General features: G+C 64.0%; 26 protein-coding genes. 15 read left to right on the top strand and 11 right to left on the bottom strand.

The window, feature by feature from the left end:
• The first annotated feature begins 52 nt into the window (after window positions 1–52).
• The gene (locus LB564_RS17420; RefSeq protein WP_224539551.1) at window positions 53–1,615 is read left to right on the top strand and encodes a DegQ family serine endoprotease; all 1,563 of its coding nucleotides are present in this window, start codon (window positions 53–55) and stop codon (window positions 1,613–1,615) included.
• A 56-nt stretch (window positions 1,616–1,671) separates the two neighbouring features.
• Here LB564_RS17420 and coaA read toward each other — a convergent pair whose 3' ends face one another.
• From coaA to hisB, 8 genes are read right to left on the bottom strand one after another with little or no spacing between them, the layout of a single operon-like run.
• Entirely contained in the window at window positions 1,672–2,631 is a 960-nt protein-coding gene (gene coaA / locus LB564_RS17415; RefSeq protein WP_140703290.1) for a type I pantothenate kinase, read from the bottom strand.
• A 24-nt stretch (window positions 2,632–2,655) separates the two neighbouring features.
• The gene (locus LB564_RS17410) at window positions 2,656–2,979 is read right to left on the bottom strand and encodes a phosphoribosyl-ATP diphosphatase (protein ID WP_140703288.1); all 324 of its coding nucleotides are present in this window, start codon (window positions 2,977–2,979) and stop codon (window positions 2,656–2,658) included.
• Between the two features lie 33 nt (window positions 2,980–3,012).
• Window positions 3,013–3,804, bottom strand: coding sequence for an imidazole glycerol phosphate synthase subunit HisF (gene hisF / locus LB564_RS17405; protein ID WP_224539549.1), 792 nt, complete (start codon window positions 3,802–3,804; stop codon window positions 3,013–3,015).
• Window positions 3,804–4,640, bottom strand: coding sequence for an arginase family protein (locus LB564_RS17400; RefSeq protein WP_224539547.1), 837 nt, complete (start codon window positions 4,638–4,640; stop codon window positions 3,804–3,806). Before LB564_RS17400 ends, hisF begins: the two co-directional genes overlap by 1 nt.
• Window positions 4,637–5,386 (bottom strand): 1-(5-phosphoribosyl)-5-[(5-phosphoribosylamino)methylideneamino]imidazole-4-carboxamide isomerase, encoded by a 750-nt coding sequence (hisA, locus tag LB564_RS17395; protein WP_224539545.1) that lies wholly within the window; start codon window positions 5,384–5,386, stop codon window positions 4,637–4,639. Before hisA ends, LB564_RS17400 begins: the two co-directional genes overlap by 4 nt.
• A gap of 30 nt (window positions 5,387–5,416) precedes the next feature.
• A complete protein-coding gene (hisH, locus tag LB564_RS17390; protein ID WP_224539543.1) occupies window positions 5,417–6,067 on the bottom strand; it encodes an imidazole glycerol phosphate synthase subunit HisH in 651 nt (216 codons plus the stop codon).
• Between the two features lies 1 nt (window position 6,068).
• Window positions 6,069–6,548, bottom strand: coding sequence for a DUF2628 domain-containing protein (locus tag LB564_RS17385; RefSeq protein WP_224539541.1), 480 nt, complete (start codon window positions 6,546–6,548; stop codon window positions 6,069–6,071).
• A gap of 4 nt (window positions 6,549–6,552) precedes the next feature.
• Complete coding sequence (gene hisB / locus LB564_RS17380) at window positions 6,553–7,152, bottom strand: imidazoleglycerol-phosphate dehydratase HisB (RefSeq protein WP_140703278.1); 600 nt, start codon at window positions 7,150–7,152, stop codon at window positions 6,553–6,555.
• 229 nt (window positions 7,153–7,381) lie between these two features.
• Here hisB and hslV point away from each other — a divergent pair, with 229 nt between their 5' ends.
• From hslV to LB564_RS17355, 5 genes are all read left to right on the top strand, one after another.
• On the top strand, window positions 7,382–7,933 hold the full coding sequence (gene hslV, locus LB564_RS17375; RefSeq protein ID WP_027142430.1) for an ATP-dependent protease subunit HslV: 552 nt from the start codon (window positions 7,382–7,384) through the stop codon (window positions 7,931–7,933).
• The gene (locus tag LB564_RS17370; protein ID WP_224539539.1) at window positions 7,923–8,441 is read left to right on the top strand and encodes a GNAT family N-acetyltransferase; all 519 of its coding nucleotides are present in this window, start codon (window positions 7,923–7,925) and stop codon (window positions 8,439–8,441) included. Before hslV ends, LB564_RS17370 begins: the two co-directional genes overlap by 11 nt.
• A gap of 3 nt (window positions 8,442–8,444) precedes the next feature.
• The gene (locus LB564_RS17365) at window positions 8,445–9,044 is read left to right on the top strand and encodes a DUF2585 domain-containing protein (protein WP_224539537.1); all 600 of its coding nucleotides are present in this window, start codon (window positions 8,445–8,447) and stop codon (window positions 9,042–9,044) included.
• Between the two features lie 4 nt (window positions 9,045–9,048).
• On the top strand, window positions 9,049–10,359 hold the full coding sequence (gene hslU / locus LB564_RS17360; protein ID WP_224539535.1) for an ATP-dependent protease ATPase subunit HslU: 1,311 nt from the start codon (window positions 9,049–9,051) through the stop codon (window positions 10,357–10,359).
• 172 nt (window positions 10,360–10,531) lie between these two features.
• Window positions 10,532–11,491, top strand: a complete 960-nt coding sequence (locus LB564_RS17355) for a DUF1402 family protein (RefSeq protein WP_224539533.1) — start codon at window positions 10,532–10,534, stop codon at window positions 11,489–11,491.
• A gap of 84 nt (window positions 11,492–11,575) precedes the next feature.
• Here the strand turns inward: LB564_RS17355 and LB564_RS17350 are convergent, their stop codons facing one another.
• Genes LB564_RS17350 through LB564_RS17340 form a run of 3 tightly spaced genes read right to left on the bottom strand, consistent with a single transcriptional unit; the run spans window position 11,576 to window position 14,243 of the window.
• Window positions 11,576–12,814, bottom strand: coding sequence for an NAD(P)/FAD-dependent oxidoreductase (locus LB564_RS17350; protein WP_224539531.1), 1,239 nt, complete (start codon window positions 12,812–12,814; stop codon window positions 11,576–11,578).
• Window positions 12,811–13,125: a MocE family 2Fe-2S type ferredoxin gene (locus tag LB564_RS17345; RefSeq protein WP_224539529.1), complete on the bottom strand. Its 315-nt coding sequence runs from the start codon at window positions 13,123–13,125 to the stop codon at window positions 12,811–12,813. The genes LB564_RS17350 and LB564_RS17345 overlap by 4 nt, the downstream gene beginning before the upstream one ends.
• Before the next feature lie 26 nt (window positions 13,126–13,151).
• A complete protein-coding gene (locus LB564_RS17340) occupies window positions 13,152–14,243 on the bottom strand; it encodes a fatty acid desaturase family protein (protein ID WP_224539527.1) in 1,092 nt (363 codons plus the stop codon).
• A gap of 165 nt (window positions 14,244–14,408) precedes the next feature.
• Here LB564_RS17340 and LB564_RS17335 point away from each other — a divergent pair, with 165 nt between their 5' ends.
• From LB564_RS17335 to LB564_RS31495, 9 genes are all read left to right on the top strand, one after another.
• Window positions 14,409–15,440 (top strand): LacI family DNA-binding transcriptional regulator, encoded by a 1,032-nt coding sequence (locus tag LB564_RS17335; RefSeq protein ID WP_224539525.1) that lies wholly within the window; start codon window positions 14,409–14,411, stop codon window positions 15,438–15,440.
• A gap of 384 nt (window positions 15,441–15,824) precedes the next feature.
• Complete coding sequence (locus LB564_RS17330) at window positions 15,825–16,766, top strand: sugar ABC transporter substrate-binding protein (protein WP_140703260.1); 942 nt, start codon at window positions 15,825–15,827, stop codon at window positions 16,764–16,766.
• Window positions 16,767–16,871: 105 nt separating this feature from the next.
• On the top strand, window positions 16,872–17,948 hold the full coding sequence (locus LB564_RS17325; RefSeq protein WP_140703258.1) for an ABC transporter permease: 1,077 nt from the start codon (window positions 16,872–16,874) through the stop codon (window positions 17,946–17,948).
• Between the two features lie 2 nt (window positions 17,949–17,950).
• On the top strand, window positions 17,951–18,718 hold the full coding sequence (locus LB564_RS17320) for an ATP-binding cassette domain-containing protein (RefSeq protein WP_023772158.1): 768 nt from the start codon (window positions 17,951–17,953) through the stop codon (window positions 18,716–18,718).
• A gap of 117 nt (window positions 18,719–18,835) precedes the next feature.
• A complete protein-coding gene (iolG, locus tag LB564_RS17315) occupies window positions 18,836–19,831 on the top strand; it encodes an inositol 2-dehydrogenase (RefSeq protein WP_224539522.1) in 996 nt (331 codons plus the stop codon).
• Between the two features lie 36 nt (window positions 19,832–19,867).
• Window positions 19,868–20,662 (top strand): SDR family oxidoreductase, encoded by a 795-nt coding sequence (locus LB564_RS17310; protein WP_224539520.1) that lies wholly within the window; start codon window positions 19,868–19,870, stop codon window positions 20,660–20,662.
• 114 nt (window positions 20,663–20,776) lie between these two features.
• Window positions 20,777–21,043 carry a type II toxin-antitoxin system Phd/YefM family antitoxin gene (locus tag LB564_RS17305; RefSeq protein WP_224539518.1) on the top strand — a complete coding sequence of 89 codons (267 nt, stop codon included), beginning with the start codon at window positions 20,777–20,779 and terminating at the stop codon, window positions 21,041–21,043.
• The gene (locus LB564_RS17300; RefSeq protein WP_224539517.1) at window positions 21,040–21,462 is read left to right on the top strand and encodes a type II toxin-antitoxin system VapC family toxin; all 423 of its coding nucleotides are present in this window, start codon (window positions 21,040–21,042) and stop codon (window positions 21,460–21,462) included. The genes LB564_RS17305 and LB564_RS17300 overlap by 4 nt, the downstream gene beginning before the upstream one ends.
• Window positions 21,463–21,665: 203 nt before the next feature.
• Window positions 21,666–21,791 carry a hypothetical protein gene (locus tag LB564_RS31495; protein WP_263491087.1) on the top strand — a complete coding sequence of 42 codons (126 nt, stop codon included), beginning with the start codon at window positions 21,666–21,668 and terminating at the stop codon, window positions 21,789–21,791.
• The last annotated feature ends 3 nt before the right edge of the window (window positions 21,792–21,794 follow it).

Genomic DNA, 21,794 nt, shown 5'->3' with positions numbered 1-21,794 from the left:
CTCCCAGGAGCCGCCGCGGCGCCGGATCAACTCTCGCCCGGACAGAACGACCATGTCACCCCTTGGTATTCTTCGTAGGCATCGCGTCGCCGCCCTGCTGGGCGCCGCGCTGATCGTCTCCCCCGCCGTCGTCTCGTTTGCCCAGAATTCCGGCAGTGCCGGCTTGAGCAATGCCGTTGCGACCACCCAGACACCCGTCGCCGGAATAACGGCTCCAAACGGATCGTTCGCGCCCATCGTGGCCGCGGCCAAGCCCGCCGTCGTCACCGTCACGACAGTCATGAAGGCGCAGCCGGAAGCCATGAGCGAAGGGTCGCCCGACGGTTCGCCCTTTGGCGGCAATTCGCCTTTCGACGACTATTTCCGCCAGTTCTTCGGCGATCAGGGCATGCCTGGTCCCAAGACGCCTCCGCAACAACAGCAGTCGCCGCGCGCCGAGGCGCTCGGTTCGGGCTTCATCGTCAGCGCCGACGGCACCATCGTCACCAACAACCACGTCGTCGACGGCGCCTCCTCGATCAAGGTCACGCTCGACGACGGTACGGAGCTTCCGGCCAAGCTTGTCGGTCACGACGCCAAGAACGATCTCGCCGTGCTGCAGATCAAGGCCGGCAGGGCCTTGCCAACCGTGCAATGGGGCGACTCCGACAAGCTCATGACAGGCGACCAGGTGCTGGCGATCGGCAATCCGTTCGGCATAGGCACCACGGTAACGGCCGGTATCGTCTCGGCGCGCGGCCGCGATCTGCATAGTGGGCCGTTCGACGATTTCATCCAGATCGACGCGCCGATCAATCACGGCAATTCCGGCGGCCCGCTGGTGGATGTCAGCGGCAATGTCGTGGGCATCAACACGGCGATCTATTCGCCCAATGGCGGCAGCGTCGGCGTCGGCTTCGCCATTCCGTCGGACCAGGCACAGAAGGTGGTCGCCAAGCTGATGAAGGGCGGCGACATCGAATACGGCTATCTCGGCGTCGAGATCCAGCCGGTCACCCCTGACGTGGCCAGCGCCGTCGGGCTCGACCATCCCGCCGGTGCGTTGGTCGCCCGGGTCAATGACGGCTCGCCCGCCGCCAAGGCCGGCGTCGAAACCGGCGACGTCATCACCAGCTTCGCCGGGCAGGACGTCAAGGATCCCAAGGATCTGTCGCGGGCCGTCGCCGATGTCGCGCCGGGTGCCAAGGAAACGCTGGATGTCTGGCGCAAGGGCAAGGCCATGCAGATTTCCGTCGCTGTCGGACGCAACAGCGACGACGTGAAGACGGCATCCAATGGCGATTCCAGCGCGCCTGACGCCGGGCAGGGGTCCCGCGCCCCGGCCATCGGCCTTGGCTTGATGGACATCACGCCAGACATTCGCCAGCAGATGAACCTCGCCGACAACGAGCACGGCGCGGTGGTTGCCACCGTCAATCCGGACAAGGCCGCGGGCGCCGCCGGTATCCAGCCCGGCGACATCATCGTCGCCGTCAACCAGGCGCCGGTGAAGAGCGCCAGGCAGGTCACGCAAGCCATCGCGCAGGCCAGCAAGTCGGGTCGCAAGTCGGTGCTGTTGCTGGTCGAACGCGACGGCAGCCAGATCTATGTCGCCGTGCCGTTCGCCAATGGCTGAACAGTAACGCCGGCGTGGCGGGCCGGTGGAGAAGCCCGCCACGCCGGTTCTATCGGCTATAATTTGCGCAGCGCCACTTCCTCGATCAGGTGGTCGGCGCCCTTGCGCAGGATCAGGTCGGCGCGGGCGCGCGTCGGCAGGATGTTTTCGCGCAGGTTCTTCAGGTTGATGTTGGTCCACAGGCCCTCGGCGATTGCCTTGGCCGCATCCTCCGACAGCTGCGAATAGCGGTGGAAGAAGGAGTCCGGGTTGCGGAAGGCGGTCTCGCGCAGCCGCATGAAGCGGGAAATATACCAATTGTGGATCAGCTTCTCGTCGGCATCGATATAGATGGCGAAGTCGAAGAAGTCCGACAGGAAGGGCACGATCTTGCCGTCCTGCGGCAGCTTGCCCGGCTGCAGCACGTTGATGCCTTCGAAGATCAGGATGTCGGGCCGGTCGATGGTGACGAACTCGCCCGGGATGACGTCATAGGTGAGGTGCGAATAGACCGGCGCACGGACATCGGGCAACGCCGACTTGATGCCCGACAGGAAACGCAGCAGCGCGCCGACATCGTAGCTGTCGGGGAAACCCTTGCGCTCCATCAGGTTTTCGCGCCGCAGCACGTCGTTGGGCAGCAGGAAGCCGTCCGTGGTGATGAGATCGACCTTGGGGCTCGACGGCCAGCGCGCCAGAAGTTCCTTCAGCACGCGCGCCGTGGTCGATTTGCCGACCGCGACCGAACCGGCAATGCCGATGATGAACGGCGTCTTGGCGACATCAACGGCATTGAAAAAGGCCTGGCGCTGCCGGAACAGAAGCTGGCTCGCCTCGACATGCGCCGACAAGAGCCGCGACAGCGACAGATAGATGCGCGTGACCTCGGCGAGGTCGACCGGGTCGTTGAGCGAACGCAGGCGGCGGAATTCGTCCTCGCTCAGCGTCAGCGGGGTGTCGGCGCGGAATCGCGACCATTGCTCGGCCGAGAAAAAGCGAAACGGGGAATATTTCTCGGTTGGCGCGAGCTGATCCATCGAGATACCTGCCCTCCCTCGCGGTCAGCCCTTGGGCCGTGACGCTTTCTCGGCGATGCCCGAACGCCCGGTGCGGCTTTCGAGCTCCCTGAGCACGTCGTTCAGCGGAACGCCCGCGATGCTGAGAACGACGAGCCAATGATATATAAGATCGGCGCTTTCCGAAACGAGGCCCTGTTTGTCGCCCTTGACGGCGGCGATGACGGTCTCGACCGCCTCTTCGCCGAGCTTCTGTGCCGCCTTGTCCATGCCGCGCGCGAACAATTTGGCCGTCCACGAGTCGGGGTCGCCCGAACGGGCGCGTTCCCCGATGATTGCCTCCAGTTCGGAGAACGAAAATTCAGCCATGGCCAAAGGAGCCTTTCTCTTAGCCGGAAGCCTCTAGGGCCGAACCCCGAGCGAGTCCAGCCGCATCGGCAGGCCGGCCTGGGCCATATGCGCCTTGGCTTGCGCGATGGTGTAGGTGCCGAAATGGAAGATGGACGCCGCCAGCACGGCGCCCGCATGGCCGTCGCGAATGCCTTCGACCATGTGGTCGAGGGTGCCGACGCCACCCGAAGCGATGACGGGCGCGCGCACCGCGTCCGACACCGCGCGGGTCAATGCGATGTCGTAGCCGGCCTTGGTGCCGTCGCGGTCCATCGAGGTCAGCAGGATCTCGCCGGCGCCGCGATCGACCATTTTGCGCGCGAATTCGACGGCGTCGATGCCGGTCTTTTCCCGTCCGCCATGGGTGAATATCTCCCAGCGGTCGGCCTCGCCGGGGCCGGACACTTTCTTGGCATCGATGGCGACGACGATGCACTGGTTGCCGAACTTGTCGGCGGCCTCGGCCACGAAATCCGGGTTGTTCACCGCGGCCGTGTTGATCGACACCTTGTCGGCGCCGGCCAAAAGCAATTTCCTGATGTCGGCGACATGGCGCACGCCGCCGCCGACGGTCAGCGGCATGAAGCATTGTTCGGCGGTGCGGGCGATGACCTCGAATATGGTCTCGCGATTGTCCGACGACGCGGTGATGTCGAGGAAGCACAGCTCGTCGGCGCCGGCGGCATCATAGGCCTTGGCGGCCTCCACCGGATCGCCGGCGTCGATGAGATCGACGAAATTGACGCCCTTGACGACGCGGCCGTCCTTGACGTCGAGGCAAGGGATGACGCGGGCTTTCAGCATCAGCGGCCCTCTATCGTGGCAAGCAGGTCGTTGAGCAGCTGTCCGACCAGCGGCGGCACGTCGGCCTGGGCATCGAAGGCCGGATCGTAGGCCGAAACGGTGATGCCGACGATCGGCACCGCGAGCGCCATGGCGCAGGCCGCGTCGCGCAGCTGCTCCGGGTTCGGTCCGCCTGATGTGACGTAGCGGTTGGCCTGCAGCGCCTGGGGATCGTGCACGTCGAGATCGAGATGCATGTGCACGCTGTTGGCGCCGGCGGCCTTCAGCCTTTCCGTCGCTTGCCCCACTCCGGGACATTCCGTCCGGATGACCGGCAATGTTTCGAGAAGTTTTTCCTCCGCCGGATCGAGATCCCTGGCGTTGACGAGCACGCAGCGTGAAGGATCGATCGGCTTGAAGCCGGGAATGGCCGCCGCCATCGGGCGCCAGCACAGGCCGAGCACTGTCGACAGCGCCATGCCGTCGAGAAAGCCGTATACGGACGTCTCGGGCGTGTTGAGGTCGCCATGCTGGTCTGCCCAGATGATGGCGTCGGCGCCTTCGCCGGCAACGGCACCGGCGGACGTCAGGCAGTTTCCGGCCAGCACGATGGGAAACCGCCCCCTGTCGCGGGCAATGCGGACCTCGCCCGAGACGGCGTTGCAGACGGCAAAGCCCGTGGCGATCTCGCGCTCCTGGTCGTCGCCGACCCGTCCGATATCCTCGACCGTGACGTCATGGCCGGCAAGGGTCAGGGCATCGACGAGCCCGCCCGATATCAGGGCGTCGGGTCCCTGACCCATGCCGCCATGATAGTGGCCGCTGTCATAGGAGGCCAGGATGAGCGAAACCTTCACGACCGCGCCTCCATCGCCGGCATGCCCTGCAGGATCGCCAGCGCCTCTGCCGGGTCGATGCGGCCGTCATAGAGCGCGCGGCCCGAAATCGCGCCTTCGAGTTTTTGCGCGTCGGGCATGGTCATGCGCACGATGTCGGCGATCGAAGCCAGACCGCCCGACGCGATGACCGGGATCGACACCGCATCGGCGAGGTCGATGGTGGCGTCCCAGTTGATGCCGCTCAGCACGCCGTCACGGTCGATGTCGGTGTAGATGATGGCGGCCACGCCGGCGCCCTCGAATTTCCTGGCCAGCTCGACCACGCCCAGGCTCGAGGCCTCGGCCCAGCCCTCGACCGCCACCTTGCCGCCCTTGGCGTCGATGCCGACGGCGACCTTGCCCGGAAACGCCTTGCAGGCCTGCCTGACCAGGTCGGGATTGCGCACAGCCACCGTGCCGAGGATGACGCGGGCCAGTCCGCGGTCGAGCCAGTCCTCGATCTGCGCCAGCGTGCGGATGCCGCCGCCGAGCTGCACCGGGTTCTTCGTCGCCTTGAGGATGGCGCCGACCGCCGCGCTGTTGACGCTCTGGCCCTTGAAGGCGCCGTTGAGGTCGACAACGTGCAGCCACTCGAAGCCCTGCTCCTCGAAGGCTTTTGCCTGCGCGGCGGGATCATCATTGTAAATCGTCGCGGTCGCCATATCGCCGTGCCTGAGGCGCACGCACTGGCCGTCCTTGAGATCGATGGCGGGAAACAGGATCATCGGTTCAAGCGCCCTTCTTGCTCATCATGCTCAGGGCCTCCAGCGCAGGAAATTGGTGATCAGCGCCAGGCCCAGCGCCTGGCTCTTTTCGGGGTGGAACTGCGTGCCGGCGAGATTGTCGCGGGCGACGGTCGCCGTCACCGGGCCGCCATAGTCGGCGACCGCAAGCACCTCGTCCGGGTTCCTTGCATCGAGATGGTAGGAATGGACGAAATAGGCGTGCAGTCCCGCCACGCCGGTCGGGATGCCGGCAAACAGCGGGTGCTGGCGCGTGAGCTCGATCGTGTTCCAGCCGATCTGCGGGATCTTCAGCGCCGGATCGGAAGGCTGGATCTCCTTGACGTCGCCCGAGATCCAGCCGAAACCCTCGGTGATGGTCTTTTCGAGGCCGCGCTGCGACATCAGCTGCATGCCGACGCAAATGCCAAGGAACGGCCGCCCTTTGGTGATGGCGACCTCCTCGACCGCTTCCCACATGCCCTCGACGGCGCGTAGGCCGGCCGCGCAGTCGGCGTAAGCGCCGACGCCTGGCAGGACGATGCGGTCCGCGGTGCGCACGCGCTCGGCATCCGCCGACAGATCGATCTCGGCCGCGATGCCGGCCTCGCGCGCGGCGCGCTCGAAGGCCTTGGTGGCCGAGCGCAGATTGCCCGAACCGTAATCGATGATCGCAACCCGCATCTCAGCGCCGTCCCGGAATGTGGGTCAGCCCCAGCGCCATGCCGGGCTGCGCCGGGCGCGCCAGGGCGGCATCCGGAACGATGCGCGGCGGCGGGGGTGCTGCTTCATCCGAAAGCCCCTCGGCCTCCAGGGCGTAGCGCATGTCGGCGTCCCCGAGCCGGCCGGCCTCGACGACGCCCCATTCATGCCAGCCGCGGCGGCGCAGCGCCGCGATGCGCAGGCCCTGGCCCTCCAGCCCGACATAGAGCGAGACGAGCAGGGACAAAAGCGAGCCGGCGACGCCGAGGCCAAGCTTCTGGCCAAGCATCGAAAGCGCGCCCATGACGACAAAGGCAAATGCCGCTTCGATCCACAGCCGGTGCCAGGCAAGCCACAGCGGCGGCACCAGCAGGCCGAGCCAGGCGAAGCCGTCGCGGACAAAGGCCGTTGTCTCGACCTTCTCGCTGCGGCCCGGCGGCTCCATCACGACATAGGCGGCCATCAATCTATCCCTTCAAAGAACCCTTGGTGGAGGGAACCGCGTCTGGCTGGCGCGGATCGCGCTCGAGCGCGGCGCGCAGAGCGCGCGCCACCGCCTTGAAGCAGGTCTCGGCGATATGATGGTTGTTGGCGCCATAATGGTTGGTGACATGCAGCGTGATGCCGGCGTTCTGCGCCAGCGCCTGGAAGAATTCACGCACCAGTTCGGTGTCGAACGTGCCGATCTTGGGCGACGAGAACGCAACGTTCCAGACCAGGAAGGGGCGGCCCGAGACGTCGATCGCCGCGCGCGTCAGCGTCTCGTCCATGGCAAGGTCGATCGAGGCATAGCGCATGATGCCGCGCCGCTCGCCGAGCGCCTTGGTCAAGGCCTGGCCGAGCGCGATGCCGGTGTCCTCGACCGTATGGTGATCGTCAATGTGCAGGTCGCCCTTGGCCTTGACCGTGATATCGATCAGCGAATGGCGCGACAGCTGGTCCAGCATGTGGTCGAAGAAGCCGACGCCCGTGCTGATGTCCGATTTGCCGGAGCCGTCGACATGGACCGACACGGAGATGTCGGTTTCCTTGGTCTTGCGGCTTGCATCGGCGGAACGGGGCGCCATCGCTCTATCCTTGTGCAGTGGTCCAGATCGTGACCGGTTCACGAGCCTCAAGCGCTCGCTGGCTTGAAAACGAGAGCCTTCTAGCAGCATGATCCGGCGATTGCCAGTTGCGATCCCGGTCGCTATCGAGCCGTTTGCAATCATTGGCCTCATGCATACATATGGCCGATCGAAGTTACTCGTACCGCGCCAATCGCCTTTTTGGGATCGCGCGAATCGGAGCCAGGAAATGTCTGATAATCTGACCATGCACGCCACGACCATCGTGACCGTGCGCAAGGGCAACAAGGTGGTGATCGCCGGCGACGGCCAGGTCAGCCTTGGCCAGACCATCATGAAGGGTAACGCCAGGAAAGTGCGCCGCATCGGCAAGGGCGGCAACGTGATCGCCGGTTTCGCCGGCGCGACCGCCGACGCCTTCACGCTTCTGGAGCGGCTCGAAGCCAAGCTCGAACAATATCCCGACCAACTCACCCGCGCCTGCGTCGAGCTCGCCAAGGATTGGCGCACCGACCGCTATCTGCGCCGGCTGGAAGCGATGATGCTGGTCGCCGACAAGTCGGTCTCGCTGGCGCTGACCGGCAATGGCGACGTGCTGGAGCCCGAACATGGCGTCATGGCCATCGGCTCCGGCGGCAATTACGCGCTCGCCGCCGCCCGCGCGCTGATGGATTCCGACAAGGATGCCGAGGAGATCGCCCGCAAGGCGATGCAGATCGCGTCCGACATCTGCGTCTACACCAACAACAATTTCGTCGTCGAAACGCTCGATGCCGCCTGAGAGGGTGGTGCTTTACGATTTTCGGCCGGTCACCAAGAAGGACCTGCCGATGATCGCAGGCTGGCTCGCCCAGCCGCATGTCGCGGAGTGGTGGGACGATCCCGAGACGGAAATCGCCGAGATTGCCGATCACATAGACTCGATCTCCGTCGAGCCGCTGATCGTCGAGCTCGACGGAAAGCCGATCGCTTATCTGCAGAGCTATGACCCGCATATGGAAGACGGCCATCCCTATGCCGATCAGCCGTTCGGCACGCTGGGCATCGATGTCTCGATCGGCCGGCCGGAACTGATCGGCATCGGCCATGGCTCGGCCATCGTGCGTCAGTTCGTCGAAGACCTGTTCGAGGAAGGCGTGCCGCGTGTCGTCATCGATCCCGACCCCGCCAATCTCAGGGCCATACGCGCCTATGAAAAAGCCGGATTCCGGGCCATTGATCGCAGGCAATCGGTCTATGGCGACGTCGTGCTGATGGCCATCGATGCCGAAGACGGGGAAGAGGGATAAGGCATGGACGCTTCGGGCGAGGACAAGAACCTATCTGCCTATGAAAACAGCTGGCGGATGGGCCTGCTGATCGTGGCCGGCCTAATTTTCTTCCAGGCGGTCACGCTGTATCTCATGGGCCGGACGCCGATCTGCACCTGCGGCTACGTCAAGCTCTGGCATGGCGTGGTCAACAGTTCGGAGAATTCCCAGCATATTTCGGACTGGTACACTTTCTCGCACATCATCCACGGTTTCCTGTTCTATGCGCTGGCACGCTTCCTGTTCCCGCGCTCGCCGATCGGGCTGAGGCTGGCCTTCGCCGTTCTGATCGAGGGCGGTTGGGAGTTGCTGGAGAACAGCCCGTTCATCATCGACCGCTACCGCGCCGGCACCATCTCGCTCGATTATTACGGCGATAGCATCATCAATTCGGTCTCCGACACACTGGCCATGGTGCTGGGATTTGTGATGGCGCGAAGGCTACCTATATGGGTGATCGTCAGCCTCGCCATCCTCTTCGAACTGGGCACCGGCTACCTCATCCGGGATAATCTTACACTCAACGTGATCATGCTGCTGCATCCGTTCGAGGCCATCAAGCAGTGGCAAAGTGGAATTTAGTGATATGAGCACATTTTCTCCCCGCGAAATCGTTTCCGAACTCGACCGCTTCATCATCGGGCAGAAGGACGCCAAGCGCGCCGTGGCCATTGCCTTGCGCAACCGCTGGCGCCGCCAGCAGCTGGAAGGCCAGATGCGCGAAGAGGTGATGCCGAAGAACATCCTGATGATCGGCCCGACCGGCGTCGGCAAGACCGAGATCTCGCGCCGCCTGGCGCGGCTCGCCGGTGCGCCGTTCGTCAAGGTCGAGGCCACCAAGTTCACCGAGGTCGGCTATGTCGGCCGCGACGTCGAGCAGATTATCCGCGATCTGGTCGAGATCGCCATCGGCCTGGTGCGCGAAAAGATGCGCGAGGACGTCAAAGCGCGCGCCCATGTCAATGCCGAGGAACGCGTGCTGGAAGCGTTGGTCGGCAAGACCGCGAGCCCGGCCACCCGCGACAGTTTCCGCAAGAAGCTGCGCGACGGCGAACTCGACGACAAGGAAATCGAGATCGAGGTGGCCGATACCGGCAATGGCGGCATGCCCGGCTTCGAGATTCCCGGCATGCCGGGCGCCAATATCGGCGTGCTCAACATCAACGACATGCTGTCGAAGGCGATGGGCGGCAAGAAGACCAAGCTGCGCAAGACCACGGTGAAGGAATCCTACGACCTGCTGGTGGCCGACGAATCCGACAAGCTGCTCGACCAGGACGAGGTCGTGCGCCGGGCGCTGGACGCTGCGGAAAATGACGGCATCGTCTTTCTCGACGAGATCGACAAGATCGCGGCGCGGTCGGATATTTCCGGCGGCCCTTCGCGCGAAGGCGTGCAGCGCGACCTGCTGCCGCTGGTCGAGGGCACCACGGTGGCGACCAAATACGGGCCGTTGAAGACGGATCACATCCTCTTCATCGCCTCGGGCGCGTTCCATGTCTCGAAGCCGTCCGACCTGTTGCCGGAACTGCAGGGCCGCCTGCCGATCCGCGTCGAACTGCGCGCGCTGGAAAAGGACGACTTCGTCCGCATCCTGACCGAGACCGAGGCGAGCCTCATCAAGCAGTATATCGCGCTGATGAAGACCGAGGGCGTCGAGCTCACCTTCACCGACGATGCCATCGATTCGCTGGCCGGCGTCGCCGTCGACCTCAACGCCAGCATCGAGAATATCGGCGCGCGGCGGCTGCAGACGGTGATGGAGCGGGTGCTGGACGAGATTTCCTACGACGCACCCGACCGCAACGGCACGGCCGTCACCATCGACGCCGCCTATGTCAAGAAGCATGTCGGCGACCTCTCCCGAAACACGGATCTGTCGCGCTTCATTCTGTAAGGAACGGCGCTGGATCCTTTCGGCACGGGTTGAGCGAGATTCTCCCGCGGCCGGATCATGTGTGGCCAGATGGTACCATCTGGCCACCTTTCGTCTTGCCCGCTGAAGGGCCGCTCTCGACTCAACCCTGAGCTTTACCTAGTTTGCCCGCAACATTTGCAGGCGGCGGCGCATGAAGAAACTCATCCCAGTCATTCTCGGCTTGACGCTGGCGGCGACGCTTTTCGCCGCCGACGCGGCGACATTGGTGCCGGCGGGAAACCGCAATGCCGAGCAGCCCGACATTCCCGGCGCCTCCAGCCGCCGCACGCAGGCGACCAACACCACCTTCCAGGCCAAGTACCGCAAGGTCTACGCGCTGCTGCAGAGCGACGCCGACCTGCGCGCCAAGATCAAGAAGGCGGCAAGCGCCTATGGCATCGATCCCATGCACATCGTCGGCGCCATCGTCGGCGAGCACACCTATAATGTCGACGCCTATGACCGGCTGCAGACCTATTACGTCAAGGCGATCTCCTACCTCTCGAGCAAACTGTCCTTCGCCTATGACGGCGAGGATATCAGCGATTTCGTGAAGCGGCCTGAATTCAAGAAATGCGCCGCCATTTCGGACAGCTACGATCTGTGGGAATGCCGCGAACAGGTCTGGAACCGTTCATTTCGCGGCAAGACCGTCGGCGGCGAGGATTTCCCCGACAACCGTTTCGGCGCCACCTTCTTCCAGCCCTACTATGCCGGCCAGACCTTCGGCCTTGGCCAGCTCAATCCGCTGACCGCCCTGCAGATGAGCGATCTCGTGCACAAGGTGTCGGGGCTGCCGGAACTCGACGTCTCCGATCCCAATTCGGTCTACAAGACGATCATGGATCCGGACCTGACGCTGCCCTACGTCGCCGCCACGATCAGGAAGTCGATCGACGCTTACAAGTCCATCGCCGGCTTCGACATTTCGGGCAATCCGGGGCTGACCGCCACGCTCTACAATGTCGGCAATCCCGAGCAGCGCGCCTATGCGTTGAAAGCGGAAAACGACAGGCGCCGCGCCGCCGGCGAGCCGGTGAAGTTGCCGGAAGAGAACTATTACGGCTGGTTGGTCAACGACAAGCTGCCGGAGCTGAAGGCACTGTTTTAGACGCGAATCGTGGGTTTCAGGCTGCGCGAGCAGCGGACTTCGCGACGTTGGCGCAGCGCCAACTTCGACAATTGGCGCGATAGCTCAAGCCGCCAGCAACGCCTTCAGCTTGATGTCAGGCGATCCCAGTGCCTCCGGCGCCGGCTTGGCCCGCTTGCCGATCAGCATTTCGGCGAGCCTTATGTCGCGGGCCACCGCATTGTCCGGGCCAATGCCGCTCGCCGCCACCAGCCTGCCGTCCTCGGCCAGATGAAACAGGATGAAGGCGCCGTCGCCGAGGTCGCGGCGCACCACTGTGCGGCCTTCGTCGGACAATCCCGCGATCTGCAGGGAGAGGCCATATTGATCCGACCAGAACCACGGCACCGCCGCATGCGCCTCGCCGGCGCCAAGCATGTTCCTGGCCGCCAGTGCGCCCTGTTCCTGCGCATTGCGCCAGGCTTCCAGCCGCACGCGGCGGCCGCCATAGACGGCGAGCGGGAACGAGCAGCAATCGCCGGCGGCATAAATATCGGGATCGCTGCCGCGCAGCTCGGCGTCGACGGCAATGCCGTTGTCGATGGCAAGGTCGGCTTCCGCCGCGAGCGCGGTCACCGGCACGGCGCCGATGCCGATGACAGCGAGATCGGCCGCTATCTCGCGCCCGCCGGCAAGCGTCACGCGCACCTCTCTGCCGTCGTCTGCGATGGATCCGATGCCGTCGCCGCACAGGATGTCGACGCCTTCGGCGACATGCGCGGCGTGGACGATTTCGGCGATCTCGGCCGGCACGCCGCGCATCAGGATGCGCGGCTGCGCCTCGATGACGGTGACCGAAGCGCCGAGCTTGCGCGCGGCTGCCGCAAGCTCGAGGCCGATGAAGCCGCCGCCGATGATGGCGATGCGGTTGCCGGCGCGGAGATGGGCGCGGATGGCCAGCGCGTCGGTGAATGTCCTGAGATAGACGCAGCGCCCGCCAAGGCCAGGCATCGGCAGCTTGCGCGGCGTCGAGCCGGTGGCGAGCAGCAGTTTGTCGTAAGGCAGCACCGAACCGTCGGACAGACGCACCGCATGCGCCGCGCGATCGATCGCCACGGCCTGGACGGAATGGACGTGACGGATCGATTTTTCGGCCAGGACCTCGTCGCTGGCGATTGCCTTGATCGCGGGCGCGTCGCTGACCATCGCGTCCTTGGACAAAGGCGGCCGTTCATAGGGCAGATGCGGCTCGTCGCCGACCAGCGTCACCGGCCCGTCATAGCCGAGATCGCGCAGCGTGAGTGCTGCCCGTCCGCCGCATTCGCCGGCCCCGATGATCACCATTCCGCGTGCCATGCCGGTCATCCGATCCGAACCAGCACTTTGCCGCCATCGACCTTGACCGGATAGGTCCTGAGGTTGACGCAGACCGGCGCGCCTTTGGCCGCGCCCGTCTTGTAGTTGAAACGGCCATTGTGCTTGGGGCATTCGATGATGTCGTCCATCACCAGCCCGTCGGCGAGATGCACCTTCTCATGCGTGCACAAGCCGTCGGTGGCGAAATATTCGTCGTCCGGGCTGCGATAGATGGCGAAGGTGCGCCCGCCATGATCGAAGCGCATCACGTCCTCTTCATCGATGTCACCGGCGGAGCACGCCTCGACCCAATCGCTCATTCAGTCCTCCCCTGCGGTCGTGGATGTCATTCCGCCGCCGCGGCGACGGCGTCGTTGTGGAAGTCCTCGCGGTATGGCCTGGCGGTCGGCGGCAGCTCGCGCTTGAGGAAGTAATCCTCGTTGCGCAGCTGGCGGCGGAAGGCTGGGATCATCTCGCGGTAGCCGGCCAGGATCGACGGCGTCGGTGCCGGCAAATCGTGCTTGATCAGCGCGTGCAGCTTCGGCAGCGCATGGTAGGGCACCATCGGGAACATGTGATGTTCGACATGGTAGTTCATGTTCCAGTAGATGAAGCGGCTGATCGGGTTCATGTAGACGGTGCGGCTGTTCAGCCGATGGTCGGTGACGTTGTCGGCGAGACCGCCATGCTGCAGCAGGCCGACCATCACGTGATGCCAGGCGCCGTAGAGCCTGGGCAGGCCGACCAGCATCAAGGGCAGGAACGATCCGGTATAGAGCGCCAGCGTAATTGTCGCGGCGTAGATCGCCGTCCAGATGCGGGCAATGCGGATCGCCTTCTTCTGCTCCTGCTCTGGAATGAAGGTTTTTTCCGCCGCGCTGATATTGCCGGCGGCGTTGCGCAGCATATCCGACATCGCATGCCACGCATCGAGCACGCCGACAAAGCCGAGGACGAGGCGCACCAGATCCGGCGGCCGCATGACCGAGATTTCGGGATCGCGGCCGACGATGATGGTGTCGGTGTGATGGCGTGTGTGGCTCCAGCGCCAGGTCACCGGATTGCGCATGATCATGAAGCAGGCGATCTGATAGACCGCGTCATTCATCCACTGCGTGCGGAACGCCGTGCCGTGGCCGCATTCGTGCCAGCGCGAATCGGTGGACGAGCCGTAGAGCACGCCATAGACGAAGAAGAACGGCACGCACCACCACGTGCCCCAGAACCAGGCGCCGCCGGCGCCGCTGACGATAAGAGCGGCGAGCCAGATCGCGGTGTCGCGGATCGCCGGCCCATCGGAGCGCTGCATCAGCTCCTTCATCTGCTTGCGGGGAATGTCGGTGTGATACCACTGCGCCGCCGACAGGCCGTTTTCGACGGCAAGCCGGGCGTCGCGGCCGATCAGGCTGTAGTCACGCCGGGACGGCGCTATGGACATGATTGCCTCCCAAGGCAGGGGCATTCGCCATGCGAATGCCGATCACAACTGGCTCCATGCTCAGAAATAACGCCGAGCCATGATAGACTCAACATCACAAAGATAGTTTCTATCATTTCCTATCAAGTTGATGTATGCCTGTCGGGCAATCGAACGAGGGCGATCATGGCGAAACGGCCGACGATATCAGATCTGGCGCGCGTCTCCGGCGTCAGCGTCGCCACGGTGGACCGGGTGCTCAACAATCGACTGCCGGTGCGCGAGGAAACGGCGCGCCGCGTCTACGAGGCGGCGACCGAGATCGGCTATCACGCGGCCGGCCTGATCAAGCAACGGATGCGCCAGGAACTGCCCGAGTATCGGCTGGGCTTCCTGCTGCTTCGAGGTAATGACGTTTTCTATGGCGACTTCGCGCGGGAACTCGAACTGGCGGTCGCGCAATCGCAGCGCTTCCGCGGCGTCGCGACCGTCGATTTCGCCAGTTCCCTGGCGCCGGACGAAATCGCCGCCCAAATGCGCGGGCTGGCGGTGAAATCACGGGCCATCGCCGTGGTCGGTCCCGACCATCCGACGCTGACCGCGGTCGTGGAGGCGCTAAAGGCCAGGGGGCTGCCGGTCTTCTCCCTGCTGTCCGACTTCGCTGCTGGCGTCCGCGAGGGTTATGTCGGCCTCGACAACCGCAAGGTCGGCCGCACCGCGGCCTGGATGATCGCCAGGGCGGCGAGGACGCCTGGCAAGGTCGCCCTCTTCGTCGGCAGCCATCGCTTCCATGGCCACGAGCTGCGTGAGATCGGCTTCCGTTCCTTCTTCCGCGAGCATGCGCCGGATTTCGCCGTGCTGGAGACGTTGGTCAATCTGGAGGCCAACCAGGTAACCCATGATGCGATGATCGATCTTCTGGCACGATATCCGGATCTCGTCGGCTGCTACGTCGCCGGCGGCGGCATGGAAGGCGCCGTCTCGGCATTGCGGGCAGCGAAGCCCGTCAACATGCCAGTGGTCGTCTGCAACGAGATCAACGCCGAATCGCGCGCGGCGCTCGCCGACAACATCCTTACCATGGTGATCTCGACGCCGCTTGCCGCGCTCTGTCGTGAGCTCGTCGATCGGATGGCGCATGCCATCGAAGCCGGCGCGGCCAATGCGCCGGGTCAGACCTTCCTGCCCTTCGACATCTATTTGCCGGAAAACATCTGACGCCATTTCGGGAAATGCGCAGCGGGTCCGGGACGCGCCAGGACGAGAGACAGGGCGTTTCGACGAAGCGACAGGACGCTTCAGCGATCCGCCGTCATGAACCGGCCCGCTGAAATGATAGAATCCATCAGAGCCGGCCGAAAATCGCGAGCCCGAGTTTGGAATCGCCCTTGACGCCTCCCGACGAAATGGAATAAATATTTCACCAGTCATGCATTTTGGTTCTTTCGTTCCGTAACATCTGTTTCAAACAGAGGCTTTGGCGTTGCAGCAAACGGCAGGCGCCATCCCCGGGAGAGAGACGGCAGGGAGAGATTCCCCGGGGAGATCGGGGATTCCGGAGAGATCGGTGCAACCGGACACCAAAGTGGAGGAGAGATTAAAATGAAGAAACTGCTTTTGGGCGTCGCCTTCGCGGCGCTGATGAGTTCATCGGCCATGGCCGCCAAGATCGGCGTCTCGATGGCCAAGTTCGACGACAACTTCCTCACCGTGCTGCGCAACGGCATGATCGAGCAAGCCAAGGGCATGAGCGGCGTCGAGCTGCAGGTCGAAGACGCGCAGAACGACGTCGCCAAGCAGCTTGACCAGATCAAGAATTTCGCCGCTTCCGGCGTCGACGCCATCATCGTCAACCCGGTCGACACCTCGGCCACGCAGGCGATGTCGGATGCGGCGGCCGCGGCCAAGATCCCGCTGGTCTACGTCAACCGCCAGCCGGTCAATGTCGACACGCTGCCCGACAACCAGGCCTTCGTCGCCTCGAACGAAGCCGATTCCGGCACGCTCGAGACCAAGGAAGTCTGCCGCCTGTTCAAGGAAGCCGGCAAGAAGGAAGCCAATGTCTATGTCATCATGGGCGAGCTTTCCAACCAGGCGGCCGTGCAGCGCACCAAGGACATCGAAGAGGTGATAGCCACGCCGGACTGCAGCTTCATCAAGATCATCGACAAGCAGACCTCGAACTGGGACCGCGACCAGGCCCAGAACCTGATGACCAACTGGCTGTCGACCGGCAAGAAGTTCGACGGCGTCATCGCCAACAATGACGAAAGCGCCATCGGCGCCATCCAGGCGATGAAGGCCGCCAACATCGACATGAAGTCGGTTGTCGTCGGCGGCGTCGACGCCACCCAGGACGCGCTTGCAGCCATGCAGGCGGGCGACCTCGACGCCACCGTCTTCCAGGACGCCGCCGGCCAGGGCGCCGGCGCGCTGGATGCGGCGCTGAAACTCGCCAAGGGCGAGAAGGTCGAACACAAGGTCTATGTCCCGTTCCAGCTGGTCACGCCGGCCAACATCGACAAGTTCCTGAAGAAGAACTGAGCTGCGGACATACGGAGCGGCGCTCTCGCGCAGACAGCGCCGCTCCCTTTCCCTCGACGCCGACCGGTGCCCGAGGAACGACCGCGGCTGACGGAGGATAGAAGATTGGCACAAACATCTCACGGCGTCGGCGGGGTCGGTTATGACGCCAGGAAGCGCACATGGCCGGCCGAATTCAACGTCTTCCTGGCGCTCGTCATCCTCGTCGTCATCTTCGAACTGATCGGCCGGGTCTTCCTCGGCGACTCCTTCCTGTTCAATACCCGCGCCGACGTCGCCGGCATCTTCAACGAGGCGCGCCTGCAGATCATCATCCTGCAGGTGTCGATCGTCGGCATCATCGCCATCGGCGTCACGCAGGTGATCATTACAGGTGGCATCGACCTGTCCTCGGGCTCGATCGTCGGCGCCACCGCCATGATCGCCATGAGCTTCGCCCAGGTCGCGACCGTCAACGGCAATCCCAACCCCAAGGCCATGTTCCTGGCGCAAGGCTGGACCGACCTGCCCGTCATCGTGCCGGTGCTGGTGGCGATCGGCTGCGGCCTGCTCGCCGGCCTCGTCAACGGCGCGCTGATCGCCTACACGCGCATCCCGCCCTTCATCGCCACGCTCGGCATGATGGTCACCGCGCGCGGCATTGCCAAATGGTGGTCGAAGGGGCAGCCGATCTCGTTTCCCACGGACAGTTTCGCGGCAATCGGCAAGGGCCTGATGCCGGTCATCATCTTCCTGTCGCTGGCCGTGCTGTTCCAGCTGATCATGACCTACACCCGATATGGCAAGCATTGTTACGCGATCGGCTCCAACGAGGATGCCGCGCGCATGTCGGGCATCAAGATCGCCAACCACAAGATCCTCGTCTATGTCATCGCCGGCATTCTCGCCGCGCTCGCCGCCGTGGTGCTGTCCTCCAAGAACCTCACCGCCCAGGCCGGCATGGGCGTGATGTACGAACTCGACGCCATCGCCATGGCGGTCATCGGCGGCGTCTCGCTGTCGGGCGGCCGTGGCTCCATCATCGGCACGGTGATCGGCGCGCTGATCTTCGGCGTCATCATCTCCGGCTTCACCTTCCTGCGCCTCGACGCCTACTATCAGGAGATGGTCAAGGGCGTGATCATCGTCGGCGCGGTCGTTCTCGACCAGTGGCGCCAGCGCATGCGGGCATTGAGGGCTTGACCATGTCAGACATCGTCCTGAAGACGGAAAACCTCACCAAGCGCTATGGCGGCGTGCACGCGCTCGAAGGCGCCAATTTCGAGCTGCGCAAGGGCGAGCATGTCGCCATCATGGGCGACAACGGCGCCGGCAAGTCGACCTTCGTGCGCCAGATCACCGCCGTCGAGCAACGGACGAGCGGCCAGGTCTGGTTCGACGGCAAGGAAGTGAACTTCGCCGGCCCGATTGAGGCGCGCGAGGCGGGCATCGAGACGGTGTTCCAGAACCTGGCCCTGGCCGACGATCTCGACGTGCCGTCGAACCTGTTCCTCGGCCGCGAAAAGGTGCTGTTCAATCTCGGGCCATTCTCGATCCTCGACCGTAAATACATGCGCAAGGCGACCGAGGCGGCGCTGGTCCGCACGGCGGTGAAAATCCCCAATTTATCCAACACCATCCGCCATATGTCGGGTGGCCAGCGCCAGTGCGTGGCGATCGCCAGGACGGCGACCTTCGCCTCCAAGCTGATCATCATGGACGAGCCGACGGCGGCCCTTGGCGTGCAGGAAACGGCGCAGGTCGAAAACATCATCCGCACGCTGAAGGACAATGGCGAGCCGCTGATCCTGATCAGCCACAACATGCGCCAGGTGTTCGACCTTTGCGACCGTATCGTGGTGTTCCGGCGCGGCCGCATCGTCGCCAATCTGCGCAAGGAGAACACCGACGGGCAGGACATCGTATCCTACATCACCGGCGCCAAGACCGGGGAGGCGGAACTCGCGGCCTGAGGGCCGGGCGCGGAGGCGATGGTCATCGCCTTCCCGTCGATTTGTCTTGACCGGAAAATCATCCAGCGCCCATGACCGGCGCCGTGCTTCGAACCCATCCCCTAGAGGAAGATCTCCATGACTGTTCGCTTCGCCCTCCTTGGTGCCGGCCGCATCGGCAAGGTCCACGCCCGCGCCGTGGGTTCCAACCCCCAGGCAAAACTGGTCGCCGTCGCAGATGCCTTCGAGAAGGCGGCGAGCGAACTGGCGAGCGCCTATGGCGCCGAGGTGCGCACCATCGACGCTATCGAAAAATCGAAAGACATCGACGCCGTCGTCATCTGCACGCCGACCGACACGCATGCCGATCTGATCGAGCGCTTCGCCAAGGCCGGCAAGGCGATCTTCTGCGAGAAGCCGATCGATCTCGATGTCAAGCGCGTCGAAAAATGCCTTGATGTGGTCGACAAGGCCAAGGCGACGCTGATGGTCGGCTTCAACAGGCGCTTCGATCCGCATTTCGCCGCCGTGCGCAAGGCGATCGACGACGGCGCCATCGGCACGGTCGAGATGGTCACCATCACCTCGCGCGATCCCGGCGCCCCGCCGCTCGACTACATCGCGCGCTCCGGCGGCATTTTCCGCGACATGACTATCCATGATTTCGACATGGCGCGCTTCCTGCTCGGCGAAGAGCCCGTCGCGGTCAGCGCCCATGCCTCGGTGCTGGTCGACAAGAAGATCGGCGAAGCCGGCGATTTCGACTCGGTCAGCGTCATCCTCGAGACCGCATCGGGCAAGCAGGCGGTCATCTCCAACTCGCGCCGCGCCACCTATGGCTACGACCAGCGCATCGAGGTGCATGGTTCGAAGGGTATGGTCGCGGCCGAAAACCAGCGCCCGGTGTCGATCGAACTCGCCAACGAGAAGGGCTACACCCGCCCGCCGCTGCACGACTTCTTCATGACCCGCTATCTCGACGCTTATGCCCTCGAGATCGCCGCCTTCATCACCGCTGCGACATCAGGCAAGAAAGCGGCGCCGAGCGGCGCGGACGGCCTCGTGGCGCTCAGGCTGGCGGATGCGGCGCTGAAGTCGGCGACCACGGGCATGACCGTTCGTCTCGACAAGTAAGAACCAGAAATTCGGACCCAAGGTAGGAGCACAGCGATGAGCGCATCCGCCGATCGCAATTCGAACACACGCGCCATCGTCACCGGCGGCGCGCAAGGCATCGGCTTCGCCGTCGCCGAGGCGCTGGCCGACGAGGGCTGCCGGGCGCTGGCGCTCATCGGCCGCTCCCAGGAGAAGGGCGACAAGGCTGTCGCCCATTTCAAGAAATCAGGCGTCGACGCCATCTTCATCAGCGCCGACGTTTCCGATGTTGCCGACTGCAAACGCGCGGTCGCCACCGCGCTCTCGCATTTCGGTACGATCAACGCGCTGGTCAACGCCGCCGCCACCTCTGCGCGCGGCTCGCTTGTCGATACATCGGAACAGCTTTTCGACCAGATCTTCGACACCAATGTGCGCGGCCCGTTTTTCCTGATGCAGGGCGTGGTGGCGCATCTCTTGGAGAAAAAGTCCCCCGGCTCGATCGTCAACGTGCTGTCGATGTCGGCGCATACCGGCCAGTCCTTCCTGACGCCCTATTCGACCAGCAAGGGCGCGCTGATGACGCTGACCAAGAACGTCGCCAACGCCTATCGCTTCAACCGCATCCGCTGCAACGCCGTGCTGCCCGGCTGGATGGACACCGAAGGCGAGGACATCGTGCAGAAGAAATGGCACGACGCACCGGACGACTGGCTGGCGAAGGCCGAAGCGGCGCAGCCGATGGGCCAATTGGTCAAGCCGGACCAGCTGGCGCGGCTGATCAGCTACATGGTCAGCCCACAATCGGGCGTCATGACCGGATCGCTGGTCGACTACGACCAGAGCGTTGCGGGGTCGTCGCCGGAATAGCGGCAACCGAATAGTCTCTCATCCAGAAGCCGCTTCGCGATGCGTCGGCCCTTGTTGCCGGCGCATCGCCATTCCCATATAGTCAAGATAGTCAGACTGGTCATGGGGATTGAAATGCTGTCCGCACCCAAGGAAGGTACCAACTGGACGGTCGCTGGAGCAAAAGCCCGGCTCTCGGAGGTTATCGAGCGCGCGCAGTCGTCGCCGCAGACAATCACCAGAAACGGCAAACCAAGCGTGGTTGTCGTCTCGGCCGAGGAATGGCAGCGCAAGACCGCGCGCAAGGGCACGCTTGCGGAGTTCCTGCTGGACTCGCCGCTGCGCGGCGCGGATCTCGACCTCGAACGTCAGCGCGACGAACCGCGTGACCTGCCGCTGTGAGGCTGCTGCTCGACACGAATGTCCTGTCCGAGGTGACGAGGCCGTCGCCCGACAAACGCGTTCTGGAGTGGCTGGACGGGCTTGACGAGGATCATTCATTCATCAGTGTCGTGTCTATCGCCGAGATCCGGCGCGGCGTCGCCCTCATGGATGAGGGTCGCAAACGCGAGGCATTGGCCGAATGGCTCGCCCGAGACCTGCCGCAGCGCTTCGAGCAGAGGGTTTTGCCGGTGGACGAAGCGGTTGCCTTGGCCTGGGGGGACTTGATGGGCCTTGCCAAGCGTAGCGGTCGCGGCCTGTCTTCCATGGATGGCCTCATCGCAGCCACTGCAATCGCGGGGCAACTGACCTTGGCAACGCGCAATACGAAGGATTTCGAGGGTTTTGGACTTGAGTTGATCGACCCCTGGGCCGGATGAACGACTCGACACGGCAGGTCGCCAGCGACGTCATCGCGTGGCTGGGATTGGAGGTGTTAGCGAAGACGCCTGTGACTTCATCATCCACGGGCGGAGCAAGGAGCGCAGCGACGCGGCGCAGACCCCTGGAACTGCTTCGCAGCGCGACGGAGCTTCGCTCCTGCTTCGCCCAGGGATGACGAAAATCGCGAGAGTTCGGCCCATTGGCCGTTACCAAGGCACGTGACAAACGCCGCCGCTTCGACTATATGGACGGCATGATCCACCTGACCGCCACCTATTGGTACTTTAGCAGCTCGCTGGCGGCGGGAGGATTGCGCTCGATCTGAAGA

It is taken from the genome of Mesorhizobium sp. ES1-6 (genome assembly GCF_020164775.1).
Taxonomy (GTDB): domain Bacteria; phylum Pseudomonadota; class Alphaproteobacteria; order Rhizobiales; family Rhizobiaceae; genus Mesorhizobium.
The sequence above is the reverse complement of the archived record's forward strand: the minus strand, read 5'-3'. Positions and strand labels throughout refer to the sequence as shown.